The 24631-nt window shown below is 59.4% G+C and carries 21 protein-coding genes; 14 read left to right on the top strand and 7 right to left on the bottom strand.

What is annotated here, in order from left to right; translation table 11 throughout:
* The first annotated feature begins 250 nt into the window (after positions 1–250).
* The 5 genes from oscA (at position 251) to ABIA48_RS13905 (ending at position 4398) form a co-directional block, all read left to right on the top strand.
* A complete protein-coding gene (gene oscA, locus ABIA48_RS13925) occupies positions 251–433 on the top strand; it encodes a sulfur starvation response protein OscA (protein ID WP_007975618.1) in 183 nt (60 codons plus the stop codon).
* Between the two features lie 75 nt (positions 434–508).
* On the top strand, positions 509–1522 hold the full coding sequence (locus ABIA48_RS13920; RefSeq protein ID WP_429489349.1) for a sulfate ABC transporter substrate-binding protein: 1014 nt from the start codon (positions 509–511) through the stop codon (positions 1520–1522).
* Between the two features lie 182 nt (positions 1523–1704).
* A complete protein-coding gene (gene cysT / locus ABIA48_RS13915) occupies positions 1705–2523 on the top strand; it encodes a sulfate ABC transporter permease subunit CysT (RefSeq protein ID WP_007972956.1) in 819 nt (272 codons plus the stop codon).
* A gap of 12 nt (positions 2524–2535) precedes the next feature.
* A complete protein-coding gene (cysW, locus tag ABIA48_RS13910; RefSeq protein ID WP_008068643.1) occupies positions 2536–3405 on the top strand; it encodes a sulfate ABC transporter permease subunit CysW in 870 nt (289 codons plus the stop codon).
* Positions 3406–3408: 3 nt separating this feature from the next.
* Positions 3409–4398, top strand: a complete 990-nt coding sequence (locus ABIA48_RS13905) for a sulfate/molybdate ABC transporter ATP-binding protein (protein ID WP_007983086.1) — start codon at positions 3409–3411, stop codon at positions 4396–4398.
* A 91-nt stretch (positions 4399–4489) separates the two neighbouring features.
* Here ABIA48_RS13905 and ABIA48_RS13900 read toward each other — a convergent pair whose 3' ends face one another.
* Positions 4490–5014, bottom strand: a complete 525-nt coding sequence (locus ABIA48_RS13900; protein WP_429489346.1) for a DUF962 domain-containing protein — start codon at positions 5012–5014, stop codon at positions 4490–4492.
* Between the two features lie 83 nt (positions 5015–5097).
* Between ABIA48_RS13900 and ABIA48_RS13895 the strand changes: the two genes are divergently transcribed.
* Positions 5098–5784 carry a Crp/Fnr family transcriptional regulator gene (locus ABIA48_RS13895; RefSeq protein WP_429489345.1) on the top strand — a complete coding sequence of 229 codons (687 nt, stop codon included), beginning with the start codon at positions 5098–5100 and terminating at the stop codon, positions 5782–5784.
* Between the two features lie 208 nt (positions 5785–5992).
* Here ABIA48_RS13895 and ABIA48_RS13890 read toward each other — a convergent pair whose 3' ends face one another.
* Positions 5993–6997: an AraC family transcriptional regulator gene (locus ABIA48_RS13890; RefSeq protein WP_429489343.1), complete on the bottom strand. Its 1005-nt coding sequence runs from the start codon at positions 6995–6997 to the stop codon at positions 5993–5995.
* Positions 6998–7097: 100 nt separating this feature from the next.
* Here ABIA48_RS13890 and ABIA48_RS13885 point away from each other — a divergent pair, with 100 nt between their 5' ends.
* The 4 genes from ABIA48_RS13885 (at position 7098) to ABIA48_RS13870 (ending at position 11183) form a co-directional block, all read left to right on the top strand.
* Positions 7098–8171: a fatty acid desaturase gene (locus tag ABIA48_RS13885; protein ID WP_429489341.1), complete on the top strand. Its 1074-nt coding sequence runs from the start codon at positions 7098–7100 to the stop codon at positions 8169–8171.
* A 485-nt stretch (positions 8172–8656) separates the two neighbouring features.
* Positions 8657–9238 (top strand): alpha/beta hydrolase, encoded by a 582-nt coding sequence (locus ABIA48_RS13880; protein ID WP_007983096.1) that lies wholly within the window; start codon positions 8657–8659, stop codon positions 9236–9238.
* A gap of 67 nt (positions 9239–9305) precedes the next feature.
* Positions 9306–10238, top strand: a complete 933-nt coding sequence (locus tag ABIA48_RS13875; protein ID WP_429489339.1) for a sigma 54-interacting transcriptional regulator — start codon at positions 9306–9308, stop codon at positions 10236–10238.
* 162 nt (positions 10239–10400) lie between these two features.
* The gene (locus ABIA48_RS13870) at positions 10401–11183 is read left to right on the top strand and encodes a MetQ/NlpA family ABC transporter substrate-binding protein (protein WP_007972924.1); all 783 of its coding nucleotides are present in this window, start codon (positions 10401–10403) and stop codon (positions 11181–11183) included.
* Between the two features lie 479 nt (positions 11184–11662).
* Here the strand turns inward: ABIA48_RS13870 and ABIA48_RS13865 are convergent, their stop codons facing one another.
* Positions 11663–12859, bottom strand: a complete 1197-nt coding sequence (locus tag ABIA48_RS13865) for an AAA family ATPase (protein WP_429489336.1) — start codon at positions 12857–12859, stop codon at positions 11663–11665.
* 176 nt (positions 12860–13035) lie between these two features.
* Between ABIA48_RS13865 and ABIA48_RS13860 the strand changes: the two genes are divergently transcribed.
* The 3 genes from ABIA48_RS13860 to ABIA48_RS13850 are packed head-to-tail and all read left to right on the top strand — an operon-like array spanning position 13036 to position 18247.
* Positions 13036–14139, top strand: a complete 1104-nt coding sequence (locus tag ABIA48_RS13860) for an efflux RND transporter periplasmic adaptor subunit (protein WP_429489334.1) — start codon at positions 13036–13038, stop codon at positions 14137–14139.
* Positions 14136–15200, top strand: a complete 1065-nt coding sequence (locus ABIA48_RS13855; RefSeq protein WP_429489332.1) for an efflux RND transporter periplasmic adaptor subunit — start codon at positions 14136–14138, stop codon at positions 15198–15200. The genes ABIA48_RS13860 and ABIA48_RS13855 overlap by 4 nt, the downstream gene beginning before the upstream one ends.
* Complete coding sequence (locus tag ABIA48_RS13850; RefSeq protein ID WP_429489330.1) at positions 15197–18247, top strand: efflux RND transporter permease subunit; 3051 nt, start codon at positions 15197–15199, stop codon at positions 18245–18247. The genes ABIA48_RS13855 and ABIA48_RS13850 overlap by 4 nt, the downstream gene beginning before the upstream one ends.
* Positions 18248–18382: 135 nt before the next feature.
* Here ABIA48_RS13850 and ABIA48_RS13845 read toward each other — a convergent pair whose 3' ends face one another.
* A complete protein-coding gene (locus tag ABIA48_RS13845) occupies positions 18383–19009 on the bottom strand; it encodes a class I SAM-dependent methyltransferase (RefSeq protein ID WP_429489328.1) in 627 nt (208 codons plus the stop codon).
* Positions 19010–19205: 196 nt separating this feature from the next.
* A complete protein-coding gene (locus ABIA48_RS13840; RefSeq protein WP_007983112.1) occupies positions 19206–19562 on the bottom strand; it encodes a DUF6124 family protein in 357 nt (118 codons plus the stop codon).
* 566 nt (positions 19563–20128) lie between these two features.
* Between ABIA48_RS13840 and ABIA48_RS13835 the strand changes: the two genes are divergently transcribed.
* Positions 20129–22810 (top strand): RHS repeat domain-containing protein, encoded by a 2682-nt coding sequence (locus ABIA48_RS13835; RefSeq protein ID WP_429489325.1) that lies wholly within the window; start codon positions 20129–20131, stop codon positions 22808–22810.
* A 63-nt stretch (positions 22811–22873) separates the two neighbouring features.
* Here the strand turns inward: ABIA48_RS13835 and ABIA48_RS13830 are convergent, their stop codons facing one another.
* Positions 22874–23518, bottom strand: coding sequence for a methionine ABC transporter permease (locus ABIA48_RS13830; protein ID WP_429489323.1), 645 nt, complete (start codon positions 23516–23518; stop codon positions 22874–22876).
* Positions 23508–24629, bottom strand: a complete 1122-nt coding sequence (locus ABIA48_RS13825; protein WP_429489321.1) for a methionine ABC transporter ATP-binding protein — start codon at positions 24627–24629, stop codon at positions 23508–23510. The genes ABIA48_RS13830 and ABIA48_RS13825 overlap by 11 nt, the downstream gene beginning before the upstream one ends.
* Between the last annotated feature and the right edge of the window lie 2 nt (positions 24630–24631).

Here is a 24631-nt window from a genome sequence, read left to right as displayed (position 1 = left end):
CGGACTGTCTGGCAACAGGGATGTTGAATGTGCCGGCCTCTTCGCGAGCAAGCCCGCTCCCACAGGGTTTTTGGTGTGCCTGGAAGAGGGCGATTCGCTTCAAGCCCTTGTCCCTTCAATTAATGTCTTATGGTTATATAAACATTCTTAAATAGTCTTTTTAAGAATATCTGTGCCTCTCTACTATTGCTCTCACGCCGCAAGCAGTGCCGCCACTGCCAGGCAACCTCTCAGTTGAAGGAGCAGCAATATGAGCGCATCCCTGCGTAGCGTCGACGGTCAAGACGAAGCCACCATCCTGCGTGAAATCCAGAGTGCCCTGCGCGACCTGCGCTTTGGTGCCGTTGAGATCACCGTGCACAACGCCCAGGTGGTGCAGATCGAGCGTAAAGAAAAATTCCGTTTGCAGCAGCCGGGCAACAAGCCGGGCTGAGGCGAATCAGGCACCGCGATTTCCGATATCCCATAAGAAAAAGCCAACAAACCAAGAATTCCAGGAGCTTTCACCATGTCGTCGATTCGTCATCTCGCTTTGGCCGCCCTGGCCAGCGCCCTTTTTGCCGGTTCTGCAGTTGCCAAGGACTACGAGTTGCTCAACGTGTCGTACGACCCGACCCGCGAGCTCTATCAGGACTACAACGCCGAATTCATCAAGTTCTGGCAGAAAGACCACGCGGGTGACACGGTGAAGGTCCAGCAATCCCACGGCGGCTCGGGCAAGCAAGGTCGGGCGGTGATCGACGGCCTGCGTGCCGACGTCGTGACCCTGGCCCTGGCCGGTGACATCGACGAAATCGCCAAGCTCGGCAAAAGCCTGCCAACTGACTGGCAAAAACGCCTGCCGGACGCGAGCACGCCTTACACCTCGACCATCGTGTTCCTGGTGCGCAAGGGCAACCCTAAAGGGATCAAGGACTGGGGTGACCTGATCAAGAATGACGTCTCGGTGATCACGCCAAACCCGAAAACCTCCGGCGGTGCGCGCTGGAACTTCCTCGCGGCGTGGGCCTATGGCCTGAAGGCCAATGGCGGTGACGAAGCCAAGGCCAAGGAATACGTACAAACCCTGTTCAAGCACGTGCCAGTGCTGGATACCGGCGCTCGCGGTTCGACCATCACTTTCGTCAACAACGGCCAGGGCGACGTGTTGCTGGCCTGGGAAAACGAAGCCTTCCTGGCCCTGAAAGAAGAGGGTGGCGCCGACAAGTTCGACATCGTCGTGCCTTCGCTGTCGATTCTCGCCGAGCCACCGGTGGCGGTGGTCGACAAGAATGCCGAGAAAAAGGGCAACGAGCAGATCGCTGAAGCCTACCTCAAGCACCTGTACAGCCCGGCCGGCCAGGAAATCGCGGCGAAGAATTTCTATCGCCCGCGTGACAAGGACGTGGCCGCCAAGTACGCCCAGCAGTTCCCGAAGCTGGAACTGGTGAGCATCGACAAGGACTTCGGCGGCTGGAAAACCGCGCAGCCGAAATTCTTCAATGATGGCGGGGTGTTCGACCAGATCTATCAGGCGCAGTAATCTTAAATAGCCACTACGAGCCCCAATGCAAGTCAGCTAAGGTGCTTAACATGTGGGAGCGGGCTTGCTCGCGAAGGCGGTGTATCAGGCGGCATTAACGTTGACTGACACACTGCTTTCGCGAGCAAGCCCGCTCCCACATGAGTGGGTTTAGCTGATCGCTTTTTTAACCAAGGACTTTTATGTCGCGTCGTATCTCCCCCGTCATACCCGGCTTCGGGCTGACGCTGGGCTACACCTTGGTGTACCTCAGCCTGATTGTGCTCATACCACTGGCGGCGATGTTCGTGCATGCCGCTCAACTCACCTGGGATCAGTTCTGGGCAATCATCTCGGCGCCACGGGTGCTGGCCGCGTTGAAGCTCAGCTTCGGCACCGCCCTGTGTGCCGCGATCATCAACGGCATCATCGGCACGCTGCTGGCCTGGGTATTAGTGCGCTATACCTTCCCTGGACGAAAAGTGATCGATGCAATGATCGACCTGCCGTTCGCATTGCCCACGGCGGTGGCCGGTATTGCGCTGACGGCGCTGTATACCCCTACCGGCCTGGTCGGTCAGTTTGCAGCGGATCTGGGTTTCAAGATCGCCTACACCCCCTTGGGCATCACCCTTGCCCTCACTTTTGTGACACTTCCATTCGTAGTACGTACCGTACAGCCAGTGCTGGCGGACATTCCTCGTGAAGTCGAAGAAGCGGCGGCGTGCCTGGGGGCGAAGCCGTTGCAGGTTTTCCGCCATATCCTGCTGCCGGCGCTGCTGCCGGCATGGCTCACCGGTTTCGCTTTGGCCTTTGCCCGCGGGGTCGGCGAGTACGGTTCGGTGATTTTCATCGCCGGCAACATGCCGATGAAAACCGAGATCCTGCCACTGCTGATCATGGTCAAACTCGACCAATACGATTACACCGGCGCTACCTCCATTGGTGTACTGATGCTGGTGGTTTCCTTCGTCCTGTTGCTGCTGATCAACTTGTTGCAGCGGCGAATCGAAACCCCATAAGGAGGCGCACACATGTCCCAATCGTCTATTGCTGCCGCTTCCTCGAACGCTGCCCGCCGTGGCAGTGCGACCTCGCGGCGAGTCCTGATCGGCCTTGGCTGGCTGATTTTTGCGCTGTTCCTGTTGCTGCCGCTGTTCATCGTGGTGTCCCAGGGCCTGAAGCTCGGCCTCGGTGCGTTCTTCACCGCGATCTTTGAGCCGGACGCGCTGTCGGCACTGAAACTCACGGTCATCGCCGTACTGATTTCGGTGCCGTTGAACCTGGTGTTCGGTGTCAGCGCCGCCTGGTGCGTGAGCAAGTACTCGTTCCGCGGCAAGAGCATGCTGGTGACGCTGATAGACCTGCCGTTCTCGGTGTCGCCGGTGATTGCCGGTCTGGTCTATGTGCTGATGTTCGGCGCCCAGGGCCTGTTTGGCCCATGGCTGCAGGATCACGACATCCAGATCGTCTTCGCCCTGCCGGGCATCGTGCTGGCGACGATTTTCGTCACCGTGCCGTTCGTGGCCCGTGAACTGATCCCGCTGATGCAGGAACAAGGCACTCAGGAAGAGGAGGCTGCGCGCCTGCTCGGGGCCAACGGCTGGCAGATGTTCTGGCACGTCACGGTTCCCAATATCAAATGGGGCCTGATCTACGGCGTGGTGCTGTGTACTGCGCGGGCCATGGGTGAGTTCGGTGCGGTATCGGTGGTTTCCGGGCACATTCGCGGGGTGACCAACACCTTGCCGCTGCACGTCGAGATCCTCTACAACGAATACAACCACGTGGCCGCGTTCGCCGTGGCGAGCCTGTTGCTGATCCTGGCGCTCTTCATCCTGCTGCTCAAGCAGTGGAGCGAAAACCGTATTAACCGCCTGCGCGCCAGCGCCGCGGAGGAATAATTCATGTCGATCGAAGTGCGTAACGTCAGCAAGAATTTCAACGCGTTCAAGGCGCTGGACAACATCAGCCTGGATATCCAGAGCGGCGAGCTCGTCGCGTTGCTCGGTCCGTCGGGTTGCGGCAAGACCACGCTGCTGCGGATCATCGCCGGCCTGGAAACCCCGGACCAGGGCAACATCGTGTTCCACGGTGAAGACGTTTCCGGCCATGACGTGCGCGATCGCAACGTCGGTTTCGTGTTCCAGCACTACGCCTTGTTCCGCCACATGACGGTGTTCGACAACGTCGCTTTCGGCCTGCGCATGAAGCCGAAAAACCAGCGCCCGAGCGAAAGCCAGATCGCCACCAAAGTTCACGAACTGTTGAACATGGTGCAACTGGACTGGCTCTCGGATCGCTACCCGGAGCAACTCTCCGGCGGTCAGCGTCAGCGCATTGCCCTGGCCCGTGCTTTGGCGGTGGAGCCGAAAGTGCTGCTGCTCGACGAACCCTTCGGCGCCCTCGACGCCAAGGTCCGTAAAGAGCTGCGCCGCTGGCTGGCGCGCCTGCACGAAGACATCAACCTGACCTCGGTGTTCGTGACCCACGACCAGGAAGAAGCGATGGAAGTCGCCGACCGTATCGTGGTGATGAACAAGGGTGTGATCGAGCAGATCGGCTCACCGGGCGACGTCTACGAAAATCCGGCCAGCGACTTCGTCTATCACTTCCTCGGTGATTCGAACCGTTTGCATTTGGGCGAGGACAATCACGTGCTGTTCCGTCCGCACGAGGTGTCGTTGTCCCGGCATGAACTGGAAGATCACCACGCGGCTGAAGTGCGGGACATTCGACCGCTGGGTGCGACGACGCGGGTGACGCTGAAGGTCGAAGGGCAGAGCGATCTGATCGAGGCCGAAGTGGTCAAGGATCACGACAGCCTGATCGGGTTGGCGAAGGGTGAGACGCTGTTCTTCAAGCCGAAGGTCTGGCAGAAGGTCGCGAATATTTGAAATCAAAAGCTTCGCGAGCAAGCCCGCTCCCACAGGGGTTCTATGTACACCATAGATCCAGTGTGGGAGCGGGCTTGCCCGCGAATGCAATCTAGACAGCTGCACGCTTCGGATTGACCCGCACACCCCCCGCTCGCGCCTCAATCTGATCTTTGAGTTCATGCCGCATCCCGAGCATGAACGCCAACTCAGCCACCACAAACAACGGCCCGACAATCAACCCGGTCACGTCATCGACAAAGGCCGGTTTGCGCCCTTCGTAGTGATGGCCGACAAACTGGATCGCCCAACCGATCACGAACATCGCCACGCCGCTGCTCAGCCAGACCAGCGTGCTTTGCTGAGCCAGTGCATGACCAGCCCAGACGCAAAGCCCGAGCAAAACCGTCATCAACACACCCAGGCGCAATTCCAGGCGCAGGTAAAACCACGCCGCTGCCAGCGAAACGAGCACCGCTGGTGACATCCACAGGCCGCCCAGCGACCACTGCGGTCGGGACAACAGCACCGCGACGGCCACCACGATCAGCGGAATGCCGATAAAGTGCGAGGCAATGTTGCGCGGGTCACGGTGGTAGGCGGCGTATTGACTGAGGTGGTCGACGAGGCTTTTCATTGTTGTTCTCCTGTGGGGTGATTGATCATCCCCCGGGGCCACTTCCCGCTCTGTCAGCCAGGCGACAATCTCTAGGAGTTTTCATGGATATGCAGGTCTGGCGTCCACGCCTGATGAGCGGTCAGTGGTTCAGTCATTTACCTGTTTCCCTACAGGATAGTCTGCTGTCGGCGGCCAGGGTGCGGCGCTTGTCCCCGGGCCAGCGGCTGTTCAAGCGTGGCGATCCGCCCTGTGGCCTGTACGCGGTACTTGAAGGCGCGGTGCGCGTCGGTGCCGTGAGCGAGCAGGGCAAGGAAGCGTTGTTGAGCCTGGTAGAGCCATCGCACTGGTTCGGCGAAATCTGCCTGTTCGATGGCCAGCCACGCACCCACGATGCCTGCGGCGTGGGCCAGTGTACGCTGCTGCACATTCCCCAAAACACGTTGCTGGCGTTGCTTGACGAGCATCCGCAGCATTGGCGGCAACTGGCGTTGCTGATGAGCCAGAAGTTGCGCATGACCTTCATCAACCTCGAGCAATTGAGCCTGTTGCCAGCCCCGGCAAGGCTGGCGCACCGTTTGCTGATGATCGCCGAAGGCTATGGCGAGACCGCCCCGCCGCGCCGCGTCCTGCAACTGCCCCAGGAGCAGCTTGCCGCCATGTTGTCGCTGTCGCGCCAGACCACCAACCAGATTCTCAAGGAGTTGCAGGGGCAGGGGATTATCGGACTGAGTTACGGCGAAATCGAAATCCTCGATGCCGTGCGGTTGCGAACACTGGCCACAATCTGATGGCTGGCACGAACCATTGTGGGAGCGGGCTTGCTCGCGAAGGCGTCAGGTCAGGTATATCAATTTCAACTGACACACCGCTTTCGCGAGCAAGCCCGCTCCCACAGTGGATTTTTGTGAACTTCAGATCTGTGGTTAACCGAATACCTCTGTGGGAGCGGGCTTGCTCGCGAAGAGGCCGGTCCAGGCAACCCACTTCCGGGATCCGTCAGCGCAACCCATCCCGAAACTGCCCCGGCGTCATTCCCGTCCAGCGCTTGAACGCGCGACTGAAGCTGCTGGTATCGGCAAACCCGAGCAGATAACTGATTTCGCTCAGCGACACCTGCGGGTCGCGCAGGTGCAACAGCGCGAGGTTTTCGCGGCTTTCGTTGAGCAGCGTATCGAACCGGCAGCCTTCATCGGCCAGGTGCCGTTGCAGGCTGCGCAGGCTCAGGTGCAGGGCCTTGGCGATGTGTTCGGCGCTGGGTTCGCCTTCGGGCAGTTGTTCTTCAATGGCATCGCGGACCTTGCGTTCCCAGGTCAGTGGCTTGAGTTGCGCCAGGGTGCGTTTGAGTACGGTTTCGTTATGTTCGGCCAGTTCCGGGTTGGCATCGTCCAGATGGCTGTCGAAGTCGACGAAGGCGAATTCCAGCCGGTCTTCGTCGGCGCCGAAATGTACCGGCGAGCGAAAGACTTTGTGCCATTGGTGCGCGTCTTCCGGCTCCGGACGGCGCAGGTAGGTGGCCAACGGCGCGTAATCACGACCCAGGCGATTGCGGCAGGTGCGTACGTAAATCGCCATGAACGCATCGATGGCTTCGAAGGCCGGGGCCGGGTTGCCGGAAGGAATTTTCAGCCGGAAACGATAGCGATCCTCGTCGCGGGTCAGCTCCAGTTCCAGGGCATCGCTGACCACCTGGTGATAACGCACGATGCGTTCGAACACTTCGCGCAGGCTACCGCTGGCGACCAGCGCATAACCCAGCGCATGAAACGTGGTCGGGCTGACAAAGCGTGATACGCGCAAACCAATCGCCGGATCGCCGCTGGCCTGCACCGCCAGTTCCCACAGGCGCGTGGTGCCCGACAGCGGGTAGCGCGCGTTCGGGTCGTCCATCAACAACGGGTCGAGCCCCGCTTGATGGCACAGGGCGGTGCTGTCGATGCCCAGGGCATCGAGTTGCTTGCGCAGGGCGCGGGTCCAGCTGGCGAGGGAGGTCGGTTCGGTCATGCTGATTGGCGCTTCCAGTCAACAGGTTGGCGTTCTCGGCTACCGCGTTGCGAGGGCTCGCAAGGCAGGATGCAACCATCGATAACCAGAGGATGGAAGCATGCACGGTACTTCTGCAAGTCCCCAGCGATTGAATGCAACTCAACGATCAGCGCATATTCGTGAAGTGGTGTTAGCCAAGGGCGTCGAGTTGCGCGAGCGATACCCGATTCTCAAGCATCAGGATGCCATCGGCGCGGGCATTCTGGCCTTCGCGCTGGCCGGGATGATCGGCTCGGCGGCGCTTTACCTGACAGGGCAAATGGCGTGGTGCGCGTGCCTGTTGCTCAACGCGTTTTTCGCTTCACTGACCCACGAACTGGAACACGACCTTATTCACAGCATGTACTTCCGCAAGCAGCGGGTGCCGCACAACCTGATGATGGGCCTGGTCTGGCTGGCGCGCCCGAGCACGATCAACCCATGGATTCGCCGTCACCTGCATCTCAATCACCACAAGGTGTCGGGCTCCGAGGCCGATCTGGAAGAGCGCGCCATCACCAACGGCGAGCCGTGGGGCATCGCACGGCTGTTGATGGTTGGCGATAACATCATGTCGTCTTTCATCCGCATGCTGCGGGCGAAAACCTGGGCCCTCAAACTCAGCATCATCACTCGTACCTTGAAGGCCTACGCGCCACTGGCGTTGATGCATTGGGGCGCGTGGTATGTGTTTCTCGGTTTCCATGCGGCCAACGGCGTTGCTCATTTGGTGGGCGCACCGATTGAGTGGTCGGCGACCACGCTGTCGGTGATGCAGGTCATCGATATCGCAGCGGTGGTGATCATCGGCCCGAACGTGTTGCGTACCTTTTGCCTGCACTTCATCAGTTCGAACATGCATTACTACGGCGACGTGGAGCCGGGCAACGTGATGCAGCAGACCCAGGTACTGAACGCCTGGTGGTTGTGGCCGTTGCAGGCGTTCTGCTTCAACTTCGGCAGCACCCACGGCATCCATCACTTCGTGGTGAAGGAACCGTTCTACATCCGCCAGATGACCGCGCCGGTGGCGCATAAAGTGATGCGTGAAATGGGCGTGCGCTTCAACGATATCGGCACGTTCAGCCGGGCCAACCGGTTCGTGACCAAGGAAATGGCAGAGCCGCAACAGGTGCGTGCCGCTCAGGCTTGAGCAAATGCCGCAGGAAACTCGGATGTGAAGAAGCCAGTCATCAATTTGACCCAAAGCGACGCTACGTTATGACGCAAGCCAAGGATGGCGCCTGTTCATGAGTGTAGGGATGATATATGCGATTTTGGCCTATTAAAGTAATTAAATATTCCTTTATTGGATAACCAATTTCGCCAATCATCGGCTCAAGGGCTGTTGATCAGCGCTGACAGATTCTGAGTTTCCGGGGCCGTCTCCTTGGCAGGGTGCGGCCCCTTTTTTTGGACTGGATTTGATCCCTGTCGGAGCGGGCTTGCTCACGAAGGCGTCAGGTCAGGTATATCAATTTCAACTGACACAGCGCTTTCGCGAGCAAGCCCGCTCCCACATTTAAGTGTGTTGTATATTCAATTATCGCATTAACAAATAGCTTCTTATTCCTTAACGAATATATCTCTCCTCCCTATACTCGACCGGGAACAGACACGCAGCAGGAGAGCTCCCCCATGCGCAACGAATCAATTCGCTACCTGATTGTGCCGGGCTGGCAAGGATCGCCAGAAGATCATTGGCAAAGCCACTGGCAGAACAGCCTGCCGAACAGTGCGCGGGTGGAGCAGGCCGACTGGCTGACGCCGCGTCGCGAAGACTGGGTCGCGGCGCTGGCCGAGGCGATTGCCGCCGACAGCACGCCGGTGATTCTGATCGCCCATAGCCTGGGCTGCATCACTGTCGCCCATTGGGCGGCGACCGCCCCCGTGCAGTTCTTGCGTCAGGTGCGCGGTGCCCTGCTGGTCGCACCGGCGGATGTCGAACGTCCGGCCTGCGCGCCGGCCTTGCGCAATTTCGCGCCGATCCCGACGGATCTGCTGCCCTTCCCGAGCCAGGTCGTCAGCTCCGACAACGACAGCGCTGTCAGTGCGCCGCGCGCCCTGGAACTGGCGCGCCACTGGGGTGCCGAGGCGGGGATTCTGGCGGGAGCGGGGCATATCAATGTGAAGTCCGGTCACCAGCGCTGGGAGCAGGGTTTTGCCTATCTCTATCGCCTGCAGAACCGTATGGAACACCACGCCCTGCGCCGTGCCTGAACCCTTTGAAATTTCTTTTTCTGTAAATACGCCCCCGTCTCCCGGCGGTTTTGGGCGGGAGTCTGCCATGAGTTTTGAAACCTTCGGTCAGCCGCTGCTGACCTTTCCCGATGCCGAAAAAAGTCCCCTGAGCATCCGCGCCAAAGCGTTGGTGTTTGTCGATCCGCGTTCGCGCAAGTTGCGTGAGGACCTGGAGCAACTGGCCACGCGTTCAGTCTCGGTGCTGATCCGTGGCGAAACCGGGACCGGCAAGGAATTGCTGGCGCGGCATATCCATCGCGCCAGTGATCGCGGCGGGTTGTTCGTCTCGGTCAACTGCGGCGCGATCAGCCCGACCTACGCCGACGCCGAGTTGTTCGGCTATGCGGCGGGCAGCTACAGTGGTTCGGCGAGCAGTCGTGCAGGCTGGTTCGGCTCGGCCAATGGCGGCACGCTGTACCTGGACGAAATCGGCGACCTGCCGCTGCCGATCCAGATCAAGCTGCTTGCCGCCCTGGAGAACCACGAAGTCACCCGCGTCGGCGCTCAGCAGCCGAGCCCGGTGGATGTGCGGCTGGTGGCGGCCACCAGCATCGATCTGGCCCAGGCCGTCGCCGCCGGAAAATTCCATGAGCGGCTCTATCACTACCTCAGCGAAGGCCCGCTCGAGCTGCCGGCGCTGCGCGAGCGCACGGGCGACATCCTGTCGCTGGCCGAATACTTTCTCGGCATCTACAGCCAACGCCTCGGCCTGCCGGTGCCATTGATCAGCGACGCGGCGCAACTTGTGCTGGAACGCCACAGTTGGCCGGGCAATACCCGGGAGCTGGAAAACGTCATTCACTTTGCGCTGTTGGTGAGTACCGGTGACGAGATTTTACCGGAGCATCTGAACCTGCCGGAGCCTTCGATTTCACTCGCAAAAATCGAGCAACACATTGTTTATACGAGCAAAAACGGCACCGCTGCCGAGCGTTCGGCACTCAAGCGTTTGCTGGAAAGCCTGACGCAGACGCTTTAACGCGCTGTATGAACAAAATGGAATATGAAGCTGAATAAACGTTATTGTTCGGGAATAAAAAATCCCGGTATTGTCCGCTTCACGCCAGCGATAGCACTTCACTGGCACTCTCATCTTCAAGCCGTCGCCATAAGCGACTGTGATTTTCGATAAGGACACTGCATGAAAAAGGTTCTGTTGTTCACCGCACTGGCGGCTGCCCTGACCGCGGGCCTGGCCCAGGCTGGCGAAAAACTGGTGGTTGCAGCAACCCCGGTTCCACACGCCGAGATTCTTGAGCTGATCAAGCCAACCCTCGCCAAAGAAGGCGTGGACCTGGAAATCAAAGTCTTCACTGACTACGTTCAGCCGAACGTGCAGGTTGACCAGAAGCGTCTGGACGCCAACTACTTCCAGACCCTGCCATACCTCAAGAGCTTCAACGAAGGCAAAGGCACTCACCTGGAAACCGTGATCGGCGTGCACGTCGAACCGTTCGGCGGCTACTCGAAGAAAGTCAAAACCCTGGCTGAGTTGAAAGACGGTGCGACCATTGCCATCCCGAACGAAGGCAGCAACAGCGGCCGTGCCCTGATCCTGCTGCAGAAGGCTGGCCTGATCGAGTTGAAAGACCCGAAAAACGCCCTGGCTACGCCGAAAGACATCGCCAAGAACCCGCACAACTTCAAGTTCAAAGAGCTTGAGTCCGCTATGTTGCCGCGTGTGCTGGATCAGGTCGACCTGGACATGATCAACACCAACTATGCGCTGGAAGCGGGTCTGAACCCGGCTAAAGACGCCCTGGTGATCGAAGGTGCCGACTCGCCTTACGTGAACTTCCTGGTGGCCCGTCCGGACAACAAGGACAGCGTTGCCATCCAGAAACTGGCCAAGGCCCTGACCAGCCCTGAAGTGAAAGCATTCATCGAGAAGAAGTACAGCGGCGCGGTATTGCCTGCGTTCTGATTCGCGAAGTAAACCCCTTCAAGGTTTCAAACGCCGACGGCTGATTTAGCGTCGGCGTTTTTTTGAGCCTTCGATTTACCTGTGGCGAGGGAGTTTTTGTGGCGAGGGGGCTTGCCCCCGTTCGAATGCGCAGCATTCGTCCCAAGGTGCGTCATTGAGAATTTTGGAGGTTATTAGGGGCCGCTTCGCAGCCCAACGGGGGCAAGCCCCCTCGCCACAAAGAGCCTGTTGACCCTGGAGTTGCTCAGGCCGGCCCGGCCTTCAAGGCCCTGCGCAACGCCATCAATAATTTCAGAATGTCCTGCGGATCCAACCGGTGCGGCGTTTGTACGTCTGCCATGTTCTCGTCCTTGTGAGGTGTTGGCCGGGAGTCTGACCAAAAGTGCTTCGTCCCTGGAGATGTACTGCGAAAAAAAGATCCTTCCTACGACGCCAGGGAAAGTAGACGTCTTCCATCGTCCCGGCAAATCATCTGCCATTCAATCCGGCCAATACCATGCTGGCTCATCCAGCATGCGCTGGCCCACGATTCCGGTCTGGCCGAAATTTTTTTCCAGCACGATGCAGTTGCATTGGGGGGCCTGCTGCAATGCCGAAATCAAGCGCCGGGCATGGGACACCACCCACACCTGGCACTGTTCTGATGCACGGATAATCAAGCGTGCCAGCGCCGGCAGCAGATCCGGGTGCAGACTGGTTTCCGGTTCGTTCAACACCATCAGGGTTGGCGGCCGTGGCGTCAGCAGCGCTGCAACCAGCAGCAAATAGCGCAATGTTCCGTCCGACAATTCGGCGGCCGACAACGGCCGCAACAAACCTTCCTGAAAGAACTCGATGGCGAAGCGCCCGCCGGGCAAGGGTTCGATATGCAGTCGTGCACCGGGAAAGGCATCGCTGATTGCGGCCCACAATGCCTCGGGGTCGCCGATTTCGACGATCGTCTGCAAGGCCGCCGCCAGATCGCGTCCGTCGTGATGCAGCACCGGCGTGCGGGTGCCCAGTTGAGGTTGCCGCGCCGGGGCGTCGGCGTCGCTGCGAAAGTGATCGTAAAAGCGCCAGCGGCGGATGAACTCACGCATCTCCAGCACTTCCGGCGAACCGCGCAGGCTGCCGACCTGATCGAACAGGCTGTCGAAAGTCGGCGTGTGCTGGGCCAGCACATCCCAGCTGCGATTGGCGCGGGCACGGATCATTGGACCGTCACGATCGACCAGCAGACTCGCCGGGCGATAGAACGCTCCGGCCCAGAGGCATTCGCGCTTGATCTGCGGGTCGAGGCTGAAACGTGACGGTATGGGCGAACTGTGCCCGGGCAGCATGAAATGGCCATTGGATTCGGGCAACCCCAGGCTGATCGAGTAACCAAAATCTTCACCGACAAACCCCAGTCGCAGGCGTTTGGCGCCTTGGCGCATCGTGGCTTCGATGGGCACTTCGCCGTTGCGCATGCGCCGGGTGATGGTTTCCGGGCCGGCCCAGAAGGTCGAATTCAGTCCGCCTTCACGGGCCAGGGCATTGACCACGCCGCCCTGAGCGGTTTCCGCCAGCAGGCGCAGAGCACGGTAAAGGTTGGATTTGCCGCTGCCATTGGGGCCGGTGATCAGATTCAGCTGACCCAGCGGGATCACCAGTTTGTTGATCGAGCGGTAATTGGCCACCGCGAGGGTCTTGAGCATGTGGGTTCCTGAAACGGTATCGACGGAGCTCATTGTCAGGTACGCGCAGCCGTCTATGGCAAGTGTTTCAGGCGTTAAACGTTGCGGTTTGTTTCTTCATAAGGGGGGCGTGCACGGTTGGAATACTGTTCTAAGCTCTCTGTCGAGTTGTCCATAAAAAAGGCCAAGGAGTGTGCATGGCGGTTCCTGGATTGAAAGTCGTAATGGCCTTGAGTGTCGTCACCCTGCTGACTGCTTGCGACGAGAAAAAGCCCGTGCAGGAATACTTGCCACGGGTGTTCGTGCAAGTCGTCAAGCCAGAGGATTACGCGGCCCCGGTTACTCTCACCGGTGATATCCAGGCACGGGTACAGACAGAGCTGTCTTTTCGCGTGGGCGGCAAGATCATCCAGCGCTCGGTGGACGTCGGTGATCGCGTGACAGCCAAGCAAGTGCTGGCCCGGCTCGACCCCAAGGATTTGCAGACCAACGTCGACTCGGCCCAGGCACAAGTGTTGGCTGAACAGGCGCGAGTGACGCAGAGCGCGGCGGCGTTCGTGCGCCAGCAAAAACTTTTGCCCAAGGGCTACACCAGCCAGAGCGAATTCGACTCGGCCCAGGCCGCCTTGCGCAGCAGCCAGAGCGCCTTGAGCGCCGCCCAGGCACAGTTGGCCAATGCCAGGGATCAGTTGAGCTATACGGCGCTGATCGCCGATGCGCCGGGGATCATTACCGCGCGTCAGGCGGAAGTCGGCCAGGTGGTTCAGGCGACGATGCCGATCTTCAGCCTGGCCCGGGACGGCGACCGGGATGCGGTGTTCAATGTCTATGAATCGCTGCTGGCCGAGAAGCCGAGGGATGAAACCATTGTCCTGAGCCTGCTCGACAACCCGGCGATCAAAACCACCGGCACCGTGCGCGAAATCACCCCGTCGGTGTCGGCACAATCCGGTACCGTGCAGGTCAAGGTCGGCCTCAACAGTCTGCCCGACGGCATGCAACTGGGCTCGGTGGTGAGTGCCACGGCCAGGGGCTCGGGCAAGTCGGTCATCGAATTGCCATGGTCGGCGCTGACCAAAAACATCAGTGAACCTGCGGTCTGGATTGTCGATGACCAGGGTAAGGCCCAGTTGCATTCGGTCACGGTCAGCCGCTACCTGACCGGCAAGGTCATCATCAGCGCCGGGTTGAAAGAGGGCGACAAAGTCATCATCGCGGGCGGACAACTCTTGCACCCGGGCATGGAAGTCGAGATTGCCGATAACACTTACAAGGATCTGACTTGGGGAGCTAAGCCATGAAGCCTTTATGGGTGTTGTCTATCGGGCTGGTGCTGAGCGCCTGTTCCAAGAGCGAACCGCCGCCGACACCGGTACGGCCAGTGTTGTCGATCAAGATTAAGGCCTTGAGCGAAGAGGACCTGGGCCGCTTCGCCGGCAGCATCCAGGCACGCTATGAAAGCAATACCGGTTTTCGCGTGGGCGGGCGCATCGCCAGTCGTAACGTCGATGTCGGAGCCGCAGTGGAGAAGGGCACGCTGCTCGCCACCCTCGATCCTTCCGATCAGCAGAACCAGTTGCGTTCGGCCCAGGGCGACCTGTCGAAAATCCAGGCGCAACTGATCAATGCCAAGGCCAGTGCCCAACGCCAGCAAGCCTTGTTTGATCGCGGGGTCGGTGCGCAAGCGCAACTGGACCAGGCCAATACGTACCTGAAAACTACCCAGGCCTCCCTCGATCAGGCCCGGGCGGCCGTCAACCAGAGCAAGGACCAACTGGGCTACACCGAGTTGCGCGCCGACCATAAAGCCGTGGTCACCGCATGGAGCGCCGAGGCCGGGCAAGTGGTGACGGCGGGTCAGCAAGTGGTGACCCTGGCACAACCGGATATCAAGGAAGCGGTGATCGACCTGCCGGATACCCTGGTCGATCAACTGCCCAGCGATGTGGTGTTTCTGGTCGCTTCGCAACTTGATCCGGGCATCAACACTACCGCCGTCATTCGCGAAATCGAACCTCAGGCCCAAAAGGCCACACGCACCCGTCGCGCCCGTCTGTCCCTGGCCGAAACGCCACCGGGCTTTCGCTTGGGTACAGCCATCAGCGTCACCCTGAGCTCGGCGATCAAGCCGCGCATCGAGCTGCCTGTCACCGCGCTGCAAGAGGTCGATGGCAAGCCACGGATCTGGGTGATCGATGCACAGAGTAAAACCGTCTCCCCCCGTGACATCACGGTGATCAGCCGCAACGACAGCACCGTGGTGCTGGCCGGCGGCGTGAAGAACGGCGAGCGGGTGGTCAGCGCCGGTGTGAACAGCCTCAAACCGGGGCAGCAAGTGAAAATCGACGAGGACAGTCAATGAAAGGGCCTTTCAACCTCTCGGAATGGGCCCTCAAGCATCAGTCGTTCATCTGGTATCTGATGTTCGTCGCGTTGTTGATGGGTGTGTTCTCGTATTTCAACCTGGGGCGCGAAGAAGACCCTTCGTTCACCATCAAAACCATGGTGATCCAGACCAAATGGCCGGGGGCGACCCAGGAGGAAACCCTCAAGCAGATCACCGACCGGATCGAGAAAAAGCTCGAAGAGCTCGACTCCCTCGACTATGTGAAAAGCTACACGCGCCCCGGCGAATCGACGGTGTACGTGTACCTGCGCGACACCACCAGTGCCAAGGACATCCCGGAAATCTGGTACCAGGTGCGCAAGAAGATCAACGACATCAAGTACCAGTTCCCGCAAGGCATACAGGGGCCGTCGTTCAACGACGAGTTCGGTGACGTCTTCGGGTCGATCTACGCCTTCACCGCCGACGGCCTGACCATGCGTCAGTTGCGCGACTATGTGGAACAGGCCCGCATGGAAATTCGTGGCGTGCCGGGGCTGGGCAAGATCGAAATGGTCGGCCAGCAGGACGAAGTGCTGTACCTGAACTTCTCCACGCGCAAACTCGCAGCGCTGGGCATCGATGAGCGTCAAGTGGTGCAGAGCCTGCAAAGCCAGAACGCGGTGACCCCGGCGGGTGTCATCGAGGCCGGGCCGGAGCGGATTTCGGTGCGCACTTCAGGGAAGTTCGCTTCGGAGAAAGACCTGGCCGAGGTCAACCTCAAGCTCAACGACCGCTACTATCGTCTGGCCGACATTGCCGAAATCAGCCGTGGCTACGTCGATCCGGCCTCGCCGGAATTCCGCTTCAACGGCAAACCGGCCATCGGCCTGGCGATTGCCATGCAGAAGGGTGGCAACGTCCAGGCGTTCGGCAAGGCCTTGCACGCCCGTATTGACGAGTTGACCGCAGACTTGCCGGTGGGCGTTGGCATTTACAACGTGTCCGACCAGGCCGTGGTGGTGGAGGAAGCGGTCGGCGGCTTTACCAGCGCGCTGTTCGAGGCGGTGGTGATCGTGCTGCTGGTCAGCTTCGTCAGCCTCGGCGTGCGTGCCGGGCTGGTGGTGGCCTGCTCGATCCCGTTGGTGTTGGCGATGGTGTTTGTATTCATGGAGTACAGCGGCATCACCATGCAGCGGATTTCCCTCGGCGCACTGATCATCGCCCTCGGCCTGCTGGTGGACGATGCGATGATCACCGTGGAAATGATGGTGACGCGCCTGGAATTGGGCGAGACCAAGGAACAGGCCGCGACCTTCGCCTACACCTCCACGGCGTTCCCCATGCTTACCGGTACGCTGGTGACGGTGGCGGGCTTCGTGCCGATCGGCTTGAACGCCAGCTCGGCCGGTGAATACACCTACACCCTGTTTGCGGTGATTGCCTGCGCGATGCTGGTGTCATGGGTGGTGGCGGTTCTGTTTGCGCCGGTGATTGGCGTGCACATTCTCAGTGCCAACGTGAAACCCCATGAAGCTGAACCCGGGCGTATCGGCAAGGCGTTCAACGGCGGGCTGCTGTGGTGCATGCGCAATCGCTGGTGGGCCATTGGCATCACCGTACTGTGCTTTGTACTGGCGGTGTTCAGCATGCGCTACGTGCAGAACCAGTTCTTCCCGTCTTCGGATCGACCGGAAATCCTGGTGGACCTGAACCTGCCGCAAAACGCCTCGATCGACGAAACCCGCCGGGCCGTCGACCGCCTCGAAGCCACGCTCAAGGACGATCCGGACATCGTGCGTTGGAGCACTTACATCGGTCAGGGCGCCATCCGTTTTTATCTGCCACTGGACCAGCAACTGCAAAACCCGTTCTACGCGCAGCTGGTGATCGTCAGCAAAGGCCATACCCGTGAGGCCATGATGCAGAAGATCAGCGAGCGCTTGCGCAACGACTTCGTCGGCATCGGCGGTTATGTCCAGGCGCTGGAAATGGGCCCGCCGGTAGGGCGTCCGATCCAGTACCGGGTCAGCGGCAAAGACACCGACCAGGTGCGCCGACATGCCATCGACCTGGCCTCTGAGCTGGACAAGAACCCGCATGTTGGCGAGATCATCTACGACTGGAACGAACCGGGCAAAGTGCTGCGGATCGACATCGCCCAGGACAAGGCGCGGCAGTTGGGGCTGTCTTCCGAGGATGTGGCCAATCTAATGAACGGCATCGTCAGCGGCCAGTCGGTGACCCAGGTTGACGACGACATTTACCTGATCAACGTGGTCGGTCGTGCGGTGGATTCCGAGCGTGGTACGCCGGAAACCCTGCAGAACCTGCAAATCGTCACGCCTGGCGGCACGTCGATTCCGCTGCTGGCGTTCGCCACGGTGCGCTACGAACTGGAGCAGCCGCTGGTGTGGCGTCGCGATCGCCTGCCGACCATCACCATCAAGGCGACGATCCGCGACGAGATCCAGCCGACGGACCTGGTGAAAATTCTCAAGCCGTCCATCGATGCTTTCGCAGCCAAATTGCCGGCGGGCTACAAGGTCGCCACCGGTGGTACGGTGGAGGAAAGCGGCAAGGCTCAGGGACCGATTGCCAAGGTTGTGCCGTTGATGCTGTTCCTGATGGCGACCTTCCTGATGATCCAGTTGCATAGCGTGCAGAAGCTGTTCCTGGTGGCCAGCGTCGCGCCGCTGGGACTGATCGGCGTGGTGATCGCGCTGGTGCCTACGGGTACGCCCATGGGCTTCGTGGCGATCCTCGGGATTCTCGCGTTGATCGGTATCATCATCCGTAACTCGGTGATTCTGGTGACCCAGATCGAGGAGTACGAGCAGAAGGGTTATGCGCCGTGGGATGCAGTGGTGCAGGCCACCGAACATCGACGTCGGCCGATCCTGCTGACCGCTGCGGCGGCGAGCATGGGGATGATCCCGATTGCCCGGGAAGTGTTCTGGGGGCCGATGGCCTACGCGATGATCGGCGGGATCGTTATCGCCACCTTGCTGACGCTGCTGTTTCTGCCGGCGCTGTATGTGGCCTGGTACAAGATTCGCGAGCCGAAGAAAGAGGTGGCTTAAAAGCGAGCGCTGCGCGCTCTATTCGCGGGCAAGCCCGCTCCCACAGTTGACCGAGTTGTTCAGCAACACTCGGTTCCCTGTGGGAGCGGGCTTGCTCGCGAAGGCGTCAGAACAAACGCTGCAAATTTGTCGGCATTACACCTTACGCCACACACTCGCCAACCAGGGCTGCTGCTCCCGCGGCAGCCCTGCCGGCCGGTAGTAATGCTCAAGCTCCTCAAACCCCGCCTCGGTCAGCAATTGCTGCCAGGCCGCCAGGTCGTGATACGCCCCATAACGCGGTCCGTTCCAGCCTTCCTGATTCTCGCCACGGGGATTGGAACTGAACAACACCCCACCCGGTTTCAGCGTTCCCCACAACTGCTTCAGCACCCGTGGTAATTCCTGACGCGGAACATGAAACAACACCGCATTGGCAAAGATCCCGTCGAAGCGCTCGGCCGGTAGATCGAGTTTCAGAAAGTCCTGCTGCCAGACCTCGCAACCGCTGTCTTCACGGGCCATCTGCGCGAATTTTTCCGATCCGTCGAGGCCAATCGCTATGTGGCCCATGCGGGTGAAAGTTTGCAGATCGCGGCCCGGCCCGCAGCCGAAATCGAGAATGTCAAAAGGCGCTTCGCCCTGAATATGCCGCAGCAGGGCCTCGATGTTCTGGCTGACATCGTGATCTCGCGTGCCTTCACGGAAGTCTTCGGCCACTGCGTTGTAATGGCCCAGGGTGGTGGCGGTGATCTGTTCGAGGTCGTCGGGCGTCTGTTTCATGGTCGGCTACGCAGGTCATTGGGGTTCGTCGAATATACGCCATGACGCTGGGGGCTGCTTCGCAGCCATTCGCGAGCAAGCCCGCTCCCACACTTAACCGCGTCGAACAAATGGTTTGTGTTCGCCAGAGACCAAGTGTGGGAGCGGGCTTGCTCGCGAAAGCTGTATCACTGACAACGGATTACTAAAGTCTGACTCAACTTTTTTTCATCCCCAAACATTCAATGGAGTGATCGACCATCGCCTTGGCAATCTCCAGCAAATGCCAGATCGAAAACACCATCGCCCGGTCGGCACCCTTGAGATGGTCGCCACACTGATAGGCCGTGACCGAGGCACAACGCAGCAGATCGGCGACATAGAGCTGGGTGTCTTCGAAACTCACATCCTTGCTGACGTTGTAGAAGCGCAGTTCATCGGGTGGTGAGGGTTGATTGCCGGTCAGGTAAAAATCGATAGCACGATATAGCGCTGATCGGTCCCTGAGAGGGTCTTCAGTGCTGGTTTCGTTGTTGGCATTTTCGGGTGGTGGATCGGGTACGGATTTTTCCATTGGTAAAACTCCTGGAATTAACTGGAGCCAACCGATATCGCGACTAAACGAACGGGGTGGCGGCTGCACGCAGGTTAGTCGACCGGTCTCCAGGCAATACCGGCGCACCCGAGGGTGCCCTGCGCACAGCCACCATAACTTTCAGGCAATGAAAACACCTGGAATGAGGTGGCGCTGTGCGCCTGGAAAGATCCGGGCGACTAAACCCGATCACTGATGAGCGGTGACGGGCCGAGACTAGCCACGGAAAATGGCAGGCGCAAGCGAGCGAAATGATCTAGGAAATGTCCTGCAAATGAAAGGGAACGGGCCTGCGGAACCGCTGATTTTCCTGTACGAAAACTTACCTTTTGATCAGGGATCTTGCCTGCTTTCAAAGACATCGACCTGTAACTTCTTACAGTTTCGGCTTGGCCAGAAATGGCGCAGTCTTTCAACAGTCAAAGCGAAGGACCGTCAGCGTCGTGAATACCTCTCACCATGCAGCGACACCAACACTGTCGGTCATCGATCCGCGTGCTCTGACAATTTGCAGTGTGGGTTATTGCCGTCACCCGGATAGCCCGATGATTGATCCACGCATTACCCGGCAACGCTTCGACGCGGCAGGTCACTTGATTGAATCCTGGGACCCGCGATTGTGGGGCACGGCGCTGAAACCGAACCAGACCACGCTCTGCGGCCTGAGCGGTCAACCGTTGCTGACAGACAGCGTCGATGGCGGATGGCAATTGAGCTTGCTCGATCAGGTGGGTTCGCCCTGTTCGTTCTGGGATGCGCGCGGCAGTCAGCGCCACACCGAGTTCGACGAGCAACAGCGGCCGATCACCGTCACCGAGCAGGCTGCGGGAGAGCTGCCACACGTGGTGGAGCGCTTGACCTATGGAGATTCCGATCCTGCTTTCGCCGAACACAACCAGTGCGGGCAGTTGATCCGTCATGACGATCCGGCCGGTGTTCAAACCTTCCCCGCCTACGGGCTTGGCGGCGCCGTGTTGGTGGAAGAACGACGCTTCCTCGCTGATCTCGAAACACCCGATTGGCCCTTGGACATCGAAGAGCGCGAGACATGGCTGGAAGCGCAATCGTTCATCACCCGCCACACCTTCACTCCCGGCGGTGAGCTGCGGGAACAAACCGATGCCATGGGCAATGTTCGCACCTTTGGCTACAACGTGGCGGGCAAGGTGAGTGAGACCTGGCTGCACATGGCTGACTCTGGAAAACCGCCGCAATGCCTGGTCAGCGACATCCGTTACAACGCCCAGAATCAGGTAGAACGCGAAACCGCCGGTAATGGCGTGCTGACCCGCGTCGAGTACGCGGCCGATGACGGGCGTCTGATCCGGCTGACGGCGGTCGTCGGCAACCAGACCCCCTTGCAGGACCTGAACTACGTCTACGACGCGGCGGGCAACATCGTCGAACTGCATGACCGGTCCCAACCGGTGACCCATTTCAACAACCAGCGCATCGACCCGATCAACCGCTACCGCTACGACAGCCTGTACCAACTGGTCGAAGCCCGGGGCTGGGAGGTCAGCCAACCGAGCCACGGCCCGACGCTGCCGGAGCTGCTGCCCACACCGCTGGACCCCAACCAACGGCGTAATTACACCCAGCGCTTCGAGTACGACCGGGGCGGGAATTTGCTCACCCGCCAGCACAGCGGTGCGCCCGGCTTCTCGATGTTCACCTCGGCCCGAAGCAATCGCAGCCTCGGGCAACGCGACGATGGTTCGTTGCCGGGCGAGCCCGATATCGACTCGGGTTTCGATGCCGGTGGCAATCAACGGGAGCTGCAACGTGGTCAAGCCATGCTCTGGGACAGTCGCAATCAATTGACTCGCGTGACGTTGGTCAAACGCGAAACCGGGCCGGACGACTACGAAGGCTACCGCTACGACCGCCCCGGCCATCGCCTGCGCAAAGTGGGATTCGCCCACAGCAGCGGCCGCACCCTGCGCACGGAGGTCCGTTACCTCACCGGTCTGGAAATCCACCGCCAGGCCGAGGGTGAAGAGCATCACGTTATCAGTATCGAAGCAGGGCGCAGTAACGTGCGGGCACTGCATTGGCCCCAAGGTACTCATGACGAACAATTGCGTTACAGCCTCAACGATCACCTCGGCTCCAGCACCCTGGAACTGGATGAGGAGGCGGGTGTGCTGACTCAGGAGCACTATTACCCTTTCGGTGGCACGGCGTGCTGGGCGGGCAAAAGTGCCTTAGTGGCGCAGTACAAAATCTATCGGTACTCGGGCAAGGAGCGGGACACGACGGGGCTTTATTACTATGGCTACCGGTATTACGCACCGTGGTTGCAGCGTTGGATAAGTCCGGACCCTGGGGGGAACATTGATGGATTGAATCTCTATCGAATGGTCGGAAACAGGCCGACTGTTTTACGAGATTTGGTAGGTTTGGCGCCAGGGCTGGATGACGATGATCTTTGGGGCGAGCTTGAAAACTTCGTTGGTATGGATGAGTTGGCGCCCGAGGCGAAAAAGCCACGGTTGGAGATTGATCCTAGCTTCACAACAACGGGAAATGAGCTTTTCGATTCCTATTTCAACTCTGGATTACAAGATCAGACAAGGTCCTACTTTTTTGCAGATTTACAACAGCGCCTGGATGCGGCGGGTAGCGATGCAATAGCGCGTGTTGCTTTGGTCAATAGGCAAATGACGCATCGCGAGGAAGCCACTGGTGCGGGGTTTACGATTTACTCTGTTCAGGGTGCAAACAGATTTATCAACACGTATACAAGGGAAATGTGGACTTTTTCAGAAAATTTTAAGAATGACCGTTCCACCAATTATTTCGCGAGTGATGTAGCCATGGTTCAGTACATCAATGCATCGAAAAGCGGTGGTTTTTTTGGATATTTACCATCCGTATTTAAAGGTAGTTTGGTTGTAAATCAGCAAACACTCGACGCAATCAATGGCCTGGCCAATGACCCAGAGATGATGTTGAAGGTTTTCATATCGCAAACCCCGCTCGGGAAATCCATCAGTAAAGTCCTGAAAGATTTCGGTTTAAAGGCCACAAAAATTAGTCGCGAAGACTTTGGAGGAACTGACGTTTACATTTCGGTCGAACCCATGAATGCGCAACACTCAACGACTTCAACGGGAGCTGTACCCAATGTTTTCGACCACCAACACCCACTTAAAGTGGTCCCGCCTAGTCCGACTCAGGTGGCGATGGGAGGGGCGGGGCGCAGAAAGAGCGCGTGGTTCTAGCTCGACGGTTCCAATGTGGAGTCTCAGAAGGCATCTGGATAGTTTCCGTCCGCCATTGCGCAGTCACCGCTTATTCAACCCCCGAGCCAACCGATCACCACTCAACTGAATCACCGCCACCAACGCCACCAGCAGCACAATCACCGTCAGCATGATCTGACTGTCAAACCGTTGATACCCATACCGATAAGCAATGTCCCCCAACCCCCCCGCACCAATCGCCCCGGCCATAGCCGACGAATTGATCATCGTCACCAGCGTAATCGTGAACCCGCCGACAATCCCCGGCAGTGCTTCCGGCAACAACACATGCCAGACGATGTGCCAACGCCGGCAGCCCATGGCTTGCGCCGCTTCGATCAAGCCGTGATCGACTTCGCGCAGGCTGACCTCGGCGATGCGCGCAAAAAACGGCGTAGCGGCGATGGTCAGTGGCACTACGGCGGCCCACACGCCGTAGGTGGTGCCGACGATTAACCGGGTGAACGGAATCAGCGCCACCATCAAAATCAGAAACGGAATCGAGCGAAACAGGTTCACGAACCCGCCCAGTGCGCGGTTCAGCGCCGGGGCTTCGTAGATGCCGCCCTTGGAACTGGTGACCAGGATCACTGCCAGCGGAATACCCGCCAACAGCGCGATCAACGATGACACGCCGACCATCAAAAACGTGTCGATAAAACCCTGCAGCAAGCGATCAAACCACATAGCCCAGTACCTCCACTCGTTGCGCCCAATCGGAGGCGCGTTGACGTAACTCCTCGGCACCGAGGGCTGAGCCCGTCACCGCCAATAGCAGTTGCCCGAGCGCATGACCCTGAATCCGTTCCACGCCGCCTTGCAGCAATCGCACGCGGCCACCCAGGGCACTGAACAGTGCTGCCAGATCCGGTTCGTCGCGTTGACTGCCGGTGAACTGCAAGCGCAGGACCACGGCGGCGTCGGAGGCATTCGATTGCGCCAACAGGCGGCTTTGCAGTTCTTCCGGCAATGCGTGTTGCAATGGCGCCAGCAATGTCTTGCTGACCTCATGTTGTGGATTGCCGAAGACTTCCCACACCGGCCCCTGCTCGACGATGCGCCCGCGTTCGAGGACGACTACGCGATCACAGATTTCACGGATCACCGCCATCTCGTGGGTGATCAGCACAATGGTCAGGCCCAGGCGTTGATTGATCTCGCGCAGCAGGCCGAGAATCGATTGCGTGGTCTCCGGATCCAGTGCCGAGGTGGCTTCGTCGCACAGCAGAATTTGCGGGTCATGCACCAGCGCCCGGGCAATGCCCACGCGCTGTTTCTGCCCACCAGACAACTGCGCGGGGTAAGCCTTGTGTTTGGCCTGCAAACCGACCAGTTCCAGCAGCTCCCGGACTTTTTGCTCGCGTTGTTCCTTGGGCACGCCGGCGACTTTCAGCGGCAGCTCGACGTTCTGCCAAACAGTCTTGGCCGACATCAGGTTGAAGTGCTGGAAGATCATGCCGATGCGCCGACGCAAAGCCACCAACCGGTCTTCATCGAACTCGCCGATGTCGACCTGATCGATCAGCACCCGACCGCTGCTCGGTTGTTCCAGGCGATTGATGGTGCGGATCAGCGACGACTTGCCGGCGCCGCTGCGGCCGATGATGCCGAACACTTCGCCGCGCTGGATCGCGAGGTCGATGCCGTGCAGCGCGGCCACCGGTCCTTGCTGGCCGTTGTAGGTTTTGCCCAGGCCGATGAAGCGGACGTGGGCATGGTTCAGGTCGGGATGCAGCTCAGTGCGCTCGGCGCTTTGCGGTTCTGGAATCTCCAGTCGCCGTTGGATGGCGGCAGTCATGC

The organism is Pseudomonas sp. S30_BP2TU TE3576 (assembly GCF_050436025.1).
Lineage (GTDB): Bacteria > Pseudomonadota > Gammaproteobacteria > Pseudomonadales > Pseudomonadaceae > Aquipseudomonas.
Note: the sequence above shows the minus strand (reverse complement) of the source record. Positions and strands in the feature narration are given on the sequence as shown.